This window comes from Armatimonadia bacterium (assembly GCA_039679385.1).
Classification (GTDB): domain Bacteria; phylum Armatimonadota; class Zipacnadia; order Zipacnadales; family JABUFB01; genus JAJFTQ01.
Map to the genome: position 1 here is coordinate 17,589 of JBDKVB010000097.1, position 14,582 is coordinate 32,170.

General features: G+C 65.3%; 8 protein-coding genes. 4 read left to right on the top strand and 4 right to left on the bottom strand.

Going from position 1 to position 14,582, the window contains the following annotated elements; genetic code table 11:
• Positions 1-77: 77 nt before the first annotated feature.
• Together ABFE16_11500 and ABFE16_11505 are read right to left on the bottom strand one after the other, a co-directional pair.
• The gene (locus ABFE16_11500) at positions 78-1,142 is read right to left on the bottom strand and encodes a Gfo/Idh/MocA family oxidoreductase (GenBank protein ID MEN6345919.1); all 1,065 of its coding nucleotides are present in this window, start codon (positions 1,140-1,142) and stop codon (positions 78-80) included.
• Between the two features lie 123 nt (positions 1,143-1,265).
• Positions 1,266-3,047, bottom strand: a complete 1,782-nt coding sequence (locus ABFE16_11505; protein ID MEN6345920.1) for a right-handed parallel beta-helix repeat-containing protein — start codon at positions 3,045-3,047, stop codon at positions 1,266-1,268.
• A gap of 210 nt (positions 3,048-3,257) precedes the next feature.
• Here ABFE16_11505 and ABFE16_11510 point away from each other — a divergent pair, with 210 nt between their 5' ends.
• From ABFE16_11510 to ABFE16_11520, 3 genes are all read left to right on the top strand, one after another.
• Positions 3,258-5,807: a hypothetical protein gene (locus ABFE16_11510; GenBank protein MEN6345921.1), complete on the top strand. Its 2,550-nt coding sequence runs from the start codon at positions 3,258-3,260 to the stop codon at positions 5,805-5,807.
• Between the two features lie 242 nt (positions 5,808-6,049).
• Entirely contained in the window at positions 6,050-8,032 is a 1,983-nt protein-coding gene (locus ABFE16_11515; protein ID MEN6345922.1) for an alkaline phosphatase family protein, read from the top strand.
• Positions 8,033-8,590: 558 nt separating this feature from the next.
• Positions 8,591-10,729 (top strand): response regulator, encoded by a 2,139-nt coding sequence (locus tag ABFE16_11520; protein ID MEN6345923.1) that lies wholly within the window; start codon positions 8,591-8,593, stop codon positions 10,727-10,729.
• Here the strand turns inward: ABFE16_11520 and ABFE16_11525 are convergent.
• On the bottom strand, positions 10,713-11,426 hold the full coding sequence (locus ABFE16_11525; GenBank protein ID MEN6345924.1) for an alpha/beta hydrolase family protein: 714 nt from the start codon (positions 11,424-11,426) through the stop codon (positions 10,713-10,715). The genes ABFE16_11520 and ABFE16_11525 overlap by 17 nt on opposite strands.
• A gap of 154 nt (positions 11,427-11,580) precedes the next feature.
• Between ABFE16_11525 and ABFE16_11530 the strand changes: the two genes are divergently transcribed.
• Positions 11,581-13,857, top strand: coding sequence for a sugar-binding domain-containing protein (locus ABFE16_11530; protein MEN6345925.1), 2,277 nt, complete (start codon positions 11,581-11,583; stop codon positions 13,855-13,857).
• Between the two features lie 103 nt (positions 13,858-13,960).
• Here ABFE16_11530 and ABFE16_11535 read toward each other — a convergent pair whose 3' ends face one another.
• Positions 13,961-14,377, bottom strand: a complete 417-nt coding sequence (locus ABFE16_11535; GenBank protein MEN6345926.1) for a response regulator — start codon at positions 14,375-14,377, stop codon at positions 13,961-13,963.
• Between the last annotated feature and the right edge of the window lie 205 nt (positions 14,378-14,582).

A 14,582-nucleotide genomic window follows, 5' to 3' on the forward strand; every position in this document is an offset into this window, starting at 1 on the left:
CTTTGATCACGCGCCAGGGACGTTCCGGGGGCCCAGGCACAGACCCGAGCCCCCGTTGGCAATGATGGACAGGTTGGCTATCGCTTGACCTTCTTGGGCTTGAGGGTCCCGTCCTCGATCATCGACAGGTAAGCGGAGTCCTTCTGCTTCAGCGGCATATCGACGCGGCCGCGTCGCCGGCTGGACTCATAGGTCGCGAAGATGACCTCGGTGGTCTGCAGGGCGCGACGAGCCGCCAGTTCCGGTTCGCGTCCCTCCTTGAGCGCATCGAGGAGGTCCTTGATCCCCAGCGTGATTGCATCTCCGCCGTGCAGTCCGCCGCCGAGCTTCGGCGTCTTCCACTTGCTGTCGCCCTTGCCGCGCACCCACAGCGGAGTGTCGCCACCACGCAGCTCAACGACGCCGTCGGTGCCGATGATGCGCATGGAGCAGCCGATATCGCTGTCCTCGCCGGTGAACAGCACGCCGCGCACGCCGTTCTCGAACTTCATTTCGCAGATCGCCTGGTGCTCGTAGGGTAGTCCGAAGACTTCATGCCACTCACGGGCGTCAATCTGCCCCAGGACCCACTTGACGGGGTTCTCGTTGTTGAAGAAGAACATCATGTCGATCCAGTGGGTACCCCAGTCGATCATGTTGCTGCAGGAGCCCTCCAGCCGCACGATGTCGCCGATGGCGCCACTGTGGGCGACTTCCTTCGCCTTCCGGAAGGCGGGCAGGAAGCGGCGCTGGTGGTTGAAGGTGAGCTGCGTGCCAGCCTTCTCGCAGGCGGCGGCCATCTTCTGGGCCTCGCCCCAGGTCGGCGCCATGGGCTTCTCCGAGTGCACGGCGCGAACCCCGGCCTTCGCGCAGGCCATGACGGCCATTCCGTGCAGTTGCGGCCACAGGCAGACGCTCACCACATCCGGCTTCTCGGCCTTGAGCATCTTCTTGAAGTCGGTGTAGAGCGCAGCCTTCGGGCAGTGCTGCTCGGCGAAGGCCTGGGCGTTCTCCGGGCGGATGTCGGCAAGAGCGACGATCTCGGCCCCGGGATAGGCGTTGTACCCGCGGGCGTGGGAATGGGCCATTCCTGACCCCGTTCGTCCTTCGCTTCCGTGTGGACGTCCCGTGCCGATGATGGCGGCGCGCAGTGTCTCTGGCATATCGGTTGGCTCCTTTTGGCTTCGCATGGCGAGAACACTTGCAGGGGTTCGCCGCGCGAATCTGAAACCCTTCGTCCTTCGCCAAAGTGAACGCTGTTCGACGCAAGCTGTGTGCGCCGCAGCCTACTTCGCAGCCTCTTCCGGTCGCGGTCCGAAGTGCGGCAGGTCGCCTCCAAGTTCGTAGGCGCCAAGATCAGGGGCCTTCCCCGCATACCCATCGTTGAGACCGGGAAGCACCTCCCCCGCGTCCACGGCTTCGCAGCCCGGTCGCAGTCGCAGGTCAACGCTCTCCGGGTCGGCCCTACCCGCCGGGTCTCCAGGTACCTGAAGACCCGAGGCGAAGGCCTGGTCGGCCCGTACCAGGACCGCGTGTTTCTCGACGGGGCTGCGGGCCTGCACCTCCTCGAGGGTCGCGTAGCGCACGCGATTCCACTTCAGCAGGTTGCCGCTGCGGATGCGGGCGAAGCCGTCATAGTCGAAATCGCAGCCCGCCATCGGCGACGTGAACTCTGCAGCGTAGGCGGCATCCGTGCCCAGGAACAGGTTGTTGCGCCACACGCAGTTGCGCACCGTTGCCGAGGTCGCGACCATGACCGGCATTCCTGACTTGACGCAGGTGTTGTGCAGCATCAGGGCGCCCGAGGGGCTGTTGTGCATCTTGAAGGGCTCGACCGTCACGTTGTAGAGCGCATTCCGGAAGATGTAGACAGGGCCGCCAACGACCGGCTGAGTGGAGATGCCCTGAAAGACGTTCGTGAGCCGGTTGAGGAAGCACCGCGTGTTCCGATAGGACTCATCCATCTCAATCCCGTCGTCGACGCACTCGCTGATCTCGTTGTTGTGGAAGTCGATGGCCTCGCAGCGTTGGCTGGGGAAGGTGTCGATGGCATCCTTGAAGTTCCGAACCCGGTTGTAGCAGACCACATGGCCCACGCCGGACACTTGGATACCGCGGTCTTCCTCGATGTCGCCCGCGTTCGCCGGACGTGGCCAGTTCAGCGGACCTTCGAGGGTGTTGTCGGAAATAAAGAGCCCGCGGAGGGTGTCGCCGTCGTTGCGAGTCGCGGTGATCCCGTTCTTCACAGCCTCGAACCGGCAGCGGCGGATCACCACCCGAGACGAGCCGTGGGCCACAAGTCCCCACTGGGCGCGGCGAATCGTCAGCCTCTCGAACCAGACATCGTGCACGTCGGAGGCAGAGACAGCGCGTGCCGGCACCTCCGGCGCCTTGCCCTGAGCGTCGAGAATGACCTCGCCATCTCCCCTCGCGGTCCAGACGATCGGGTGTCCCGGCTCGCCTGACTTCGTAACCTCAAAGGTGCCTTCGTACACGCCGACGCCGAGCAGCATCAGGCTCCCGGGCTGCGCCCTTGCCTGAGCGGCTGCGAGGCCCCGAAAGGGGTCCTGGGCCGTGCCGCTCCCTCCACCCTTGCCCGGCATGACATACAGCGGGGTCAGGTCGGGCGGTCGAACGGGCTCAGCCAGCGTCCGGCAGGCGAGGAGACGCTCCGCTTCTCCCCCCTCAGGGTCAATCAGATTCAGACGCAACTCGTAGGCCGTGCCCGGCTCCAGGAGCAGTGCACTACCGGCGAAGAGCCAGGCATCCGAGGGAACCGCGAAGGCGGTGCCGCCACGACTGCCGCGAAGTGCTTCCTTCTCGACGCGGAAGAGGGGCAGTCCGAGCCGCCAGTCGGCACTGCCTGCCTTCCGGAAGCGCAGCTCGACTCGCGCATTGCGGTTCTCGTCACCACGGATCACCCAGTAGGCTCCGAGGCAATGCAGCGTCGGGGCCTCCAGCACGGGTTCTCCGAGCGGTATGGACGCGTCCTCTGCCGAACTGCACCCGGCACACCCTAGAAGGACCAGACCCAGCACGAACCACCGACAGGAGCTCACGGAACGCATCTTGCGTGCCTCCCTTCGACAGCCAGACCCCCAACTCATGGGATGCCCTCTGACCTGCTGTGCGTCGCGGAGAGCTTGCATCCTCCCTCGCGTGGGGCCAGGACCCCGAGAGGAGGGAAATGGCAGTGGAACGTAGAAGGATGAATTGTTGTTCTTGGGCCATAGTAACAGCGGTCTCTGACTGCGGCCCTCAGGTGGAGGTCCTTGCCGATGATGGTTCGTTCCGCACGCCCACTCATCCTGCTGTTGCTCTCCCTGGTTCTGCTGCCGACTCCGTTGCTGCTGGCCGACGGCACCGATTCGGTGTCCACGGTGGGTCAGCTTCCTGCTCCGGAGGGAACGGCCAAGTCTGCGTCCGACGGTGCGGTGCCGGTAACCGGTGCCGCCCAGACGCCGCAGGCCCCAGCGGCCGGTGTCGAGGTCCTTGGCCCGGCCCAGGAGCGCACGACGGTCACCGTGGCCGGCTTCCCGGTCGAGGCAGTCACCTCCCTTCGTGACGGCGTGACAATGGGCAGCGGCACGGTCGAGGTTCCTGAGGTCGGGAAGGTCGACCTCAACTTCGCCCTGGATGCCAGGAAGCGCGTCTCCGGCACCTGGCAGGGGTCGGTGGCTATCCCCGGGCTGAGCGCTGCGCAGGCTAGCTCCGGCACCATCTCACCCTCCGGCCTAGAGGGGTCACGCACGCTGACGCTGGCCGGCAACGAGGTCAAGCTGGGCTATGTGATCAGGCCCGGCGGGATGACGGCCGACTGGACCGGGGCCATGAACCTGGGGACCTTCGCCTTCCAGCGCGCCGCCGTCAGGGTCCGCAGCGTCCGATCGGGCGGCGGCTTCACACATCAGGCAACACTCGAGGGCTCGCAGGCACTTGATCTCCCGGGCCTCGGTGGCGCGAAGGCTTTCCAGCTCTCCCTCGAGCAGGGCGCACCGAAGGCCGCCTGGCGGGGCACGATCCGGCTTGGCTCCTATGCCTTCAACGACGCCGTGATCAGCATTTCCAGCGCCGGGCAGGTCGACGTGACCGGCTCCTACCGTCTGACGGCGCCCGGCGGGGTGGCGATCGACTTCGCGCTGGCCTATGACGGTCAGCAGCTCTCGGCAAAGGGCCTCGCGAAGGCTACTCTGGGCACCAACGTCATGCCGGAAGCGCCCGTCACGATCGGCCCCGGCGGCGAAATGAGCTTTGCCGCCAAGGCACCGATCACCCTTCCCGGGCTGGGGGAGCGCGAGTTCGGCCTCACTTACGAGGGCGCGCAGGTGCGCGGCTTGTGGGCTGGGACTGTGAGTCTGGGCACCTTCTCCTTCCCGAACACCAGGATACTGATCAGCACAACGGGACAGGTCACGGTTGCCGGCGTAGCGACCCTGAGCGTCCCCGGGATCACCGGCGCACGCGACTTCACCCTCGACTACACGAAGGACCAACTCACCGCCTTCTGGCAGGGCACCCTGGCCCTGGGGACCTACAACTTCCCGAACACTCGAGGCGTCATCAGCAGCGACGGCGTCTTCAGCATCACCGGGGCGGCCAATCAGGCGGTTCCGGGCGTGGGTGGCGGGAGGCGCTTCGTACTGGGCTACGCGAAGGACACGCTCTCGGCGGACTGGTCTGGTGCGCTGAACCTGGGGACCTACAGCTTCCCCAAGACCTCCGCAAGCATCACCGGCTTCGGTCAGGTAAGCTTCACCGGCAAGGCCGGCCTTACGCCGGTTGCAGCCCTTGGTGCGCACGAGTTTGACCTGCGCTACGCGGCCAACACCCTTCGCGCAGTGTATGACGGCACGCTCAGCTTCAGCGGGCACGACCTCATGGACGGCCATCTGGAGATCAGCAGCAACGGCCAGGTGAGCGGCTCCGGCTCAGCGTCGATCAACATCCCCGTCCTCGGAGCACGCACCTTCGCCCTGCAACTGACGAACCTGCAGCCGTCGCTGGTCTGGAGCGGCAGCACGAACATCGCTGGACTGGCACGCGACCTGACCTACACGATCGCACCGGACGGCAAGATGCGCTGGCGGTCCAGTACCGGCATCAAGGTCGGAGCATGGACCCTCGCCGAGGCGAAGGTCGACCGTGAGGTCGACCCCGCAGCCGGGATCAAGTTCCCGCTGCAGGTTCTGGGCAAGCCGCTGAACGCCGTCCTCGATGCCGCCGGGAACCTCAATGGAAGCTGGTCGGGGAAGGTGGAGGCCTTCGGCATCCCTCTTGCAGAGGCCAGACTCGTCGCAGACAACACCGGCGTCTCGGGAACGGGCAGCATCGGCTTCGGGGTCCGGCAGATCACGGGGGCGAGTTTCACCGTGCAGCCGGAGGGGACACTCGCAGGCACTGGAAGCGTGGCGCTGGGTGGCGGCCTCAGCATCGGGGCGGACTTCAGGATCGCCAAGAACTCGTACTCGGTCACAGGTACTCTCGCGAAGGATATGATGATCCCGGGCGTGGTCGCCAACTGGCATTTCACCGCAGGCCTCAGCCTGGGCCTTGCGAACAAGGATATCATCACCACGGTTGGTGGCGCAGTCACCCGGAACCCCAAGCATATCTGCACGGTCGGCACCTGCCCCAATCGTACCGGCGGACCACTTGGACCCGGTCGCCTGGGAACCCAGTCCTGCCCGGCGGATGGCAAGGAGACCGGAGACAAGCAGACCTTCGGCGATGCCACCGGGTCCCTCGACATGGCCAACGGCGAGGTCAAGCTGCACATCTCCGCCATGTACGGCGTCGCGTCGCAGGACTTGGTCTTCCACCTGTGGTAGGGCCTCGGCTTCTCGCGGGCTCCCTCTCTGCTGCCGAGCCGTCAGCGCCGAACTCGGGTGACGCTCGGTTTCCCGGGATGTGGGCGTTCGCCTTGGCACCCCACAGGAAGGGAGTCTTTCGCGTCTGAGTCCGGCCGGCCATGCCGGCTCAGACACGTGGCTGGACGCAGACTATCACCGCAACCGTGCCCGGCTCGCACAGACCTCAGGACGCAGGGGCGGGCACAGAAGGAGACAGTGCTGTGGCAAGAGCAGAGCGTGCGGTCTTCCTCGGTCTTGATGCGATGGTCCCCACGATGGTCGAACGTTTCCTGGCTGAAGGAGCCATGCCCAACCTGGCCCGGCTGATCGGCCACGGAGTCTTCACCAGGATTCGTCCTGCCATCCCCGCCCAGACACCCACCAACTGGACCACCCTCGCTACAGGCGCTACTCCAGGAAACCACGGGGTTGTGCAGTGGGGATCGCACCTGCCGGGCGAGCCAGTCTGGGAGTACCACCGGGCTGAGGCTTTCAATGCTGGACTGTGTCGGGCCGAGTACCTCTGGGAGACCGCAGCCAGAGCAGGGATGCGGAGTGTCGTCGTCAACTACGCCGGGTATCCCCCGACCACCGAGATGGCAGTCCACCTTGACCGCCTCTTCCAGCCTGCTCGCTCGTACTACGACCTCGCCGCTCCGACGGTGTACCACAATCTCCCCGACCAGCAGGGCGGCACGCTGATCGAGCTGCGTGAGGCTACCGGCTGGACCAACACTCCGGAGAGCAAGCTCCCGCTGCTTGAGACCGAGGTCGAGGTGCTCACGGCAACCGAGGGAACCGGCCCCCGCTACCAGGTCCTGATCTGGAGCCAGGGCGGCGGCTACGACACCGTCACGATCGCGCAGTCCAAGGACCTCCAGACGCAGGTAGCCGAGCTCTCCGCGCGCGAATGGAGCGGCTGGCTCCGCGCACCCTTCACCACCGCCGACCAGGGAGACTGCGAAGGCGCCTTCCGCTTCAAGCTCCTGGAGATCGCCCCTGACGCTTCAGTTCTGCGGCTGTTCCGCCTGGACGCCTTCCCCACCGACGGCCGGATCATCTCCAACCCCTGGTTGGGTCAGCGCCTGACCGAGGTCCTGGGCCCGTACCTGCACGCGGGAGGCACCTGTGGTCTGCATTGCCACGGCCTGCTGGGCTTTGACACCGTGGACCAAGTCATGGGTGCCGAGGCGAGCCGCTGGGCGAAGGCCGTCCACCTGGCCGTCGAGGAGCTCGACGCCTCACTCGTGTACCTGCACTGGCACATCCTCGACGAGATGGGACACACCTTCCAGGCTCGCGTCGATCCGACGGGCACCGACTACGATCCGGGCAACCTGGAGGAGAACTGGGAGATCCTGCGCGACTACTACAGGGCGGCGGACCGCTTCGTCGGTGCCTTCGTCGAGGAGCTCACGGATGGCCAGACGGTGTTCGCCGTTGCCTCTGACCACGGAACGCCGGCCAATGCCAAAGCGGTATCCCTCCTCAACCTGTTCAAGACGCGCGGCTGGGTCGCCCTGAGTGATGACGGCCGGCACGTGGACTGGAAGCGCAGCAAGGTCTTCCTGTCTCAGAACCACCTCTGGGTCAACCTTCAGGGGCGCGACGAGGGCGGAATCGTGCCGCAGGGCGAGTACGAGGACCTGCGCAGGGAGGTCCTAACGGCCCTCCGAGACCTCAAAGACCCTGACACCGGGTGTCATGTTCTTCCGATCGTTCTAGCACGGGAAGACGCACCAATGATCGGTCTGTGGGGCGAGTACATCGGCGACATCGTGTTCGTCTACGCCGGAGGGTACCGGTGGTCAGGCGACGAGACCTTGCGGCTGGGCGAAGAGCGTCTGATCTTCCCCTGCGGCGGCGGTAACCACGGTCCGATGATTCCGACCTACGAGACCGAGGTCTCCTCCGTCATGGGCGCGCTCATTCTGTCCGGGGCGGGCGTCAAGCGCGGTGTGAAGGTGCCCAGGGACGCGCAGTTCAGCTATACCACTGCGGACGTCGCGCCGACCCTGGCTCACCTTCTGGGTCTTGCGCCGCCCGCGCAGAACGAGGGCAGAATCCTGCACGAGTTCGTCCAGGGCAGCACCAGCCAGCGCCCGGACCATCCCCTGGTCCCAACCGACCGCCCAGTCGTGAAGGCACCGGCACGACACCCTCAGCGTCCAGCGCTCCAGGGCGACGTTACTGACGAGCAGTGAACCTCAGCGGGGCCCAGGCAGTCTGACCTGGGCCCCGCCAGGCAACTCTCCGTCGGCTCTCCTCCCGTCACCTCCGCAGCCTCCTGGGAGTGACAGATACGCCACAGGCCACTCACGGCCTGACGACTGCGGTCGGACCTCTGTTTGCGCGGCGGTTGCCTTCACGAAACCTTCCGGTGACGGCACAGAAAAACTCAAGCTTTCATCAGTTTCACCTCTGTGCTATAATAAGCCACGTGTCATGGCGGCGGTCAGATCCTATACTGGCCGATCAAGAGCATCGGATGTTCGCCCTTTGGTCCGTGGCGTCACAGCTTCCCGCAGCATCGTCACTGGGAGCGAACCTGTTCTGGGCGTGAGCGCCATGCTTCACTGAGGTTGCCCGAAGCGTACTCGGACCAGCAGCCACCTGCTATCTGCCAGGGGCGCGGTCCGAGGGCAAGGCAAGCCGCGAGCGAGTTGCGTCGAATCGGGGCAAGCGCAGCGCAAGGCCCTCCTCCGCGCGACACAAGGGCCCCGAGGTCTCACGACGCCGACGAACACCGGGGTGAACGCCAAGTGCCTGCGACCGCTGCCCAAGCCCATCGCGTACTCGCACTCCACGCCGAGGCAACGGCCCTGGAGGAGTACGACCTCGCACTGGGAGGTCGAACCCCATCGCAGGCGGGCGTCCCGCCGGCGCCCCAGGGAGGCCCTGGGCCGACCGGTCCAGGTGCTGATCAGACTTGCCCTCTCAGCTTCGAGTTGAGCGCGTACCAGGACGCGGCCGCAGCAGTCGAGGCCGTGCGTCATTCCCTCGCCGCCGACGATCCCTTCACCATCGCCTTTATCGACGCCCACCTGCCACCAGGTCTTGACGGGGTGCGAGTGACGCGAGAGATCCTCGCTCTTGATCCCGAACTGACGGTCGTGCTGCTGACAGAGGGGTCTGTGGAGGGGCTCAACGACCTGGCGGGACAGCTCGGAGCTACGAGTACTGTACTCTACGCGCGGAGGCCGCTGGCCGCTTGCGAGATCCGCCAATTCGCCGAGGTCATCTGTGCCCGCCGGCAGGAAGCCGCCGATTCGCAGCGTGCCCAGACCCGGCTTGAGCGTCTTCTGGCTCGCCAGAAGGAGGAGCTGCAGCAGGTGACGGACCAGTTGCTGCGCGACCTCGCAGGGCTCACCATGGCCGAGGCGGATCTGCGCGAGCGCGAGGAGTGTACCCGCGGGCTCCTGGAGCACATCCCCGGCGTGTCGATTCAGGGCTATGACGAGGACGGGACGATCCGCTACTGGAACCGTGCCTGTGCCGACATCTTCGGCTACCCGGCGGCTGAGGCTCTCGGGCGCCACATCGATCATCTGGGGTTGCCCGAAGAGGTGATGGAGAGCCATCGTGAGGCGCTGCGACTGGGCACCGGCGCTACGCACTCGGGTGCCCTCATGCCTGCGTACGAAGGCACCGTCCGTCGTGTTGACGGTCACGCGACCGATGTATACACGATCCACACGGTCGTTGTGGCGCCGGGGAACAACGCGCAGGTATTCCGCATCGACCTTGACCTGACGGAGCGCAGACGTGCGGAGGAGGCCCTGCGACGCTCTGAGAAGCTGGCCGCCGTTGGGACTCTTGCTGCCGGCGTCGCCCACAACTTCAACAACCTCCTCGCGGTCATCATGGGCCACGCGCAACTGGCGCTACGGGAACCGCCGGGGACCGTGCAGACGAAACGTTTCACCTCGATTGAGCAGGCCTGTCGCCGCGGGGCCGAGTTGGTGCGTGGGCTGCACACCTATGCAGCCGGTGGCAGCACAGCGACGAGCCCCTTCGATCTCCGCGACCTGGTCGCTGAGGTGTTGCATTTCTCGCGACCGCTCTGGAAGGATGAGCCCGATCGGAAAGGACTACCCCTGGTGCTGCTGCACGACCTGCAGCCAACGGGCCAGGTGCGCGCCTCGGAGTCTGAGCTGGCGGATGGGCTGTTGTGCCTGCTCACGAATGCGGTGCAGGCCATGCCCGAGGGCGGCACCCTCACGATCCGGACCTGGGCGGAGGGGACACAGGCGTGCCTGTCGGTTTCCGACACAGGCATCGGCATGTCACCAGGTACGCAGGCACGGATCTTCACGCCCTTCTTCACGACCAAAGGGCCGCGTTCTCACGGCCTGGGCCTGGCTGCTCTCCATGGACTGCTCTCCCGGCTAGACGGCACAATCGACGTGGACAGCCGCGAGGGTGCCGGTGCTACCTTCGTTGTCAGGATCCCGTGCATGACGGCCCCCGACACGCTGCAGGGAGACGACACAGGGGCTCTTGCCGAAGCCAGTCAGCAGCAGAGCGTCGTGCTCGTGGTGGACGATGACCTTGAAGTGGGGGTCGTACTTTCCGGCATGATACAGGCTCTGGGACACAAGGCCTGCAGTGCAACCAGCGGCCAACAGGCCCTGTCCCTTCTGGCCACGCACAAGGTCGACCTGGTGATCACGGATCTGGGGATGCCCGAGATGAACGGCTGGGACTTGGCCGCTCTGATCGCCAAGCACTACCCCGACACCCCAGTAGTCCTCTTGACTGGCTGGGGTGTCGAGTTCTCGGCTGATCAGACAGAGCCTTCGGGCGTGTGTGGGGTGCTGCGCAAGCCTCTGAGACTGGATGCCCTGCGCGAGGCTCTTGCGGGGCACATCACAGCGCCGGTGGTCAGGCAGGAAGGCTGATCCCCAGGGCCTTGCAGTGGAAGGCGATGGCCTGCTGAACGTGCTCGTCCCAGTAGCCCCAGTTGTGGGTGCCTGGGAATTCCTCGTACTCGTGCGCGATGCCCAGCTTGGTCAGGTGGGCGTCGAAGTCACGGTTGTGCTGGATCAGGAAGTCCTCGGTGCCGCAGTCGAAGCGGATCGCCGGGGCCTTTGAGGCGTCCAGCTTCTCCGCCAGGACGAAGGGGCAATCCTCCTCCGACAGTGCCGTGTCGCCCTTCTTCACGAAGCCGTAGGCACCGCTGTGGCCCGCCACGCTGCAGAACATCTCCGGGTACTTCAGAGCCAGCTTCATCGAGCCGTAGCCGCCCATCGAGAGCCCACCGATCACCCGTCCCTTCCCCTCGGCGACGGTCGGCAGCCACTTGTCGACGAAGGGGATCAGGTCCTGGACCAGGGCGTCCTCGTACTTCGGCCCGTCGGGCATGTTGGAGTACCAGCAGCGGTCGCCGTCGGGCAGCACGACGATCAGGGGCAGAGAGCGTACATAGCGCTCGATGCTCGTCCAGCGCAGCCAGGCTGTGTAGTCGTCGGACAGCCCATGGAGCAGGTAGTAGACGGGGTAAGGTCCGGGTGCCTCCTGGCGGTCTGGAAGCAGCGCGTAGAAGGCGACTTCCTTCTGCAGCGCCTTGTTGTAGTAGTTCATGTGGGCCAAAGCCATGGTGTTCCTCCCTGTGCGACTGTCGGTCTAGGGCCACGATCTGTTCGCCCCGCTACGGCCACTCACCTCTTCCCCACGCCGGGAAGGACATGGACAGGTCGATGCTGAAGGAACACGCCATCTCAGATCGCCGAACCTGACGGGAGGGCCCAAGATGCACAGAATCTCACGAGGCTGCCTGGCAGCCGTTCTCGCAGTAGTGGCGTCGACGGTCTGCATGGCTGGACCGGCGCCACGCCCCGAGCACCCAAGGCCGGATTTGCGCCGTGACCTGTGGCTGAACCTCAACGGGACCTGGCAGTTCGAGGTCGACCAGGAGGCCACCGGCGAGCAGCGCGGTCTCATGACCGGCCACGACCTTGCCCGGACGATCACGGTCCCCTTCTGCCCCGAGAGCAAGCTGTCCGGTGTCGCCAACACCGACTTCATGACTCAGGTATGGTACCGCCGCACCTTCGAGGTACCGGCCAACATGGAGGGCAAGCGCCTACTCCTGAACTTCGGCGCAGTCGACTGGGAGGCCCGCGTCTGGCTCAACGGCGTGTATGTGGGGAGCCATCGTGGCGGCTACACACCCTTCCGCTTCGACGTGACGAAGCAGGCGAAGGAAGGCACTAACGAGCTGGTGCTCCAGGTCAAGGATGACACCCGGTCCGGGCTCCAGGCAACCGGCAAACAGTCGCACCGGCCGGAGAGCTATGGCTGCCTGTACACGCGCACCACGGGCATCTGGCAGACGGTCTGGCTGGAGGCGGCCGGTGACACCTGGGTGCAGAGCTTGACAGTGACCCCGGATGTGCAGGGACGCCGCGCGGTTGTTCAGGCCCAGATTGGTGGGCCCTCGACGGGTGCGACGGTTCGCGTTGCCGCCTATGACGCCGGTAAGGTCGTGGCGGAGGAGACGGTTCCGGCTGCCTGGCGCTCGACTCTCGCAGTCCTGCCAATCACACAGCCGAAGCTGTGGGAGCCCGGCTCGCCGAACCTGTATGACTTGCGCGTGACGATCGAGCGTGAGGGGAAAGTGGTGGACGAGGTCTGGGGCTACTTCGGCATGCGAACACTCCGAGTAGAGGGCAACCGGGTACTGCTCAATGACAAGCCGGTCTTCCAGCGTCTGGTGCTGGATCAGGGCTTCTACCCGGAGGGCATCTACACGGCCCCCACTGACGACGCGCTGCGCGGCGACATCGAACTGTCGATGGCGGCCGGCTTCAACGGAGCGCGGCTGCACCAGAAGGTCTTCGAGCCCCGCCTGCTGTACTGGGCCGACCGACTCGGCTATCTCGTCTGGGGTGAATACCCGAGCTGGGGTGTCAATCTGGACGACCCGGCGGCCCTCACCCAGGTCATGGTCGAGTGGCAGGAAGTCCTCGCTCGCGATCGCAATCACCCCAGCATCGTCGGATGGTGCCCGCTCAACGAGACCGGCAGCAATGTGGGGGCAGCCAGGGCCCAGCAGCTCCTCGCCGTGACGCAGTTGGTCGATCCGAGCCGGCCCTTCCTGGACACGAGTGGCTATGTCCACTTCGTCCCCGAGACCGACGTGTACGACTGCCACGACTACAACCAGAATCCCGACGGCTTCCGCGCCCGGTACAGCCTGTTCTCGCTGACCGGTGCAAACGCCTGGAACAACCGGCCGGAGGATCCGCGCAGCGCCTACCGCGGCCAGCCCTACTTTGTCAGCGAGTACGGCGGAACACGCCTCCAGGCCGCCGGAGAGGGCCAGGAGAAGGCCTGGGGCTACGGTGCGGCCACCACCAGTACACAGGAGTTCCTGGTGCGCTACAAGGGCCTGACGGACGCCCTGCTGGACAACCCGAACATGTTTGGCTTCTGCTACACCCAGCTCACCGACATTGAGCAGGAGCAGAACGGCGTGTACTTCTACGACCGGCGGCCGAAGTACGACCCGGCCCTCCTCAAGGCGATCAACTCACGCCCCGCTGCCTACGAGACGCAGCCGCCACGATTGGCGGAACTCCACCCACAGGTGCTACTGCCGACCTCGCAGCAGAAGCCGCAGACCTGGCGCTACACAATGGACAAGCCCGAGGGTGAATGGATGGCCGTGGCCTATGACGACCGCGTCTGGAAGACGGGCCCTGGTGGCTTCGGCACCACGACCACGCCTGGCGCCGTCGTGGGAACTGAGTGGAAGACGGAGGACCTGTGGCTGCGGCAGGAGTTCACGGTAGCGGACAACAAGATGACGCTTGGGCTACTGGAGATCCATCACGACGAGGACGCCGACGTCTACCTCAATGGCAAGCTGCTGGCGACCCTCACCGGGTTCACGACGGACTACGGGGTGGTTGAGGTAACGGAGGCACTTCGGAAGGCACTAGTTCCGGGCCGCAACGTGCTGGCCGTTCATTGCCATCAGACCGTTGGCGGACAGTTCCTTGACGCAGGGCTGAGTGTGCAGTAGGCCGCTCAGTACGCACGAGAACACGAAACGACCGCCCAAACAGGGCGGTCGTTTTGCATACACGGGCAGCAAACCGAGGGAGTCTGGCTTCGGTTGAAAGGCTTCAGACTTCCCAGACGCTCTGGTCGTCGCCGCCGGCAGGCCCTTCGTCTAGGCTCTGGAAGATGCGCTCGACAAAGGTCAGCAACTCGCGGGGGTTGAAGGGCTTGGTCAGGTAGGAGCTAACCCCGGACTGCCATCCCTTGAAGACGTCGGCGTCCTGAGCTTTGGCCGTCAGCATGATGACCGGGATATCCGCCGTAGCCGGGTTTCCCTGGAGATCCTGCAGCACTTCGAAACCATCTTTGCGCGGCATCATAACGTCCAGGACGATCATGTCAGGCTTCTCAGCCTTGACCTTCTCGAGCGCTTCGACGCCGTCATAGGCCGTGACCACATCATAGCCGGCGCGCTGCAGGTTAACTTCGACTAGGCGGACGATGTGACGCTCGTCATCAACGACAAGGATCTTCCTCGCCATTTTGCGGTACGGCCTCCTTGCGCGGGGGACACGGATGCATGCCAGACGCCCCGTGAGGCGCTACAGGGTCGGTTCAGGGCACTCTCCGACAGAAACGCGGCCATTATAGCAGAGCCCCTGGAGAGTGTCAAACTCAGGGCTCCAGGAAAGCGGCAGAGAATCGCCGCCCTCAGGCCTGCCTGGCGCTTTCTGGAGAGGGACCTGT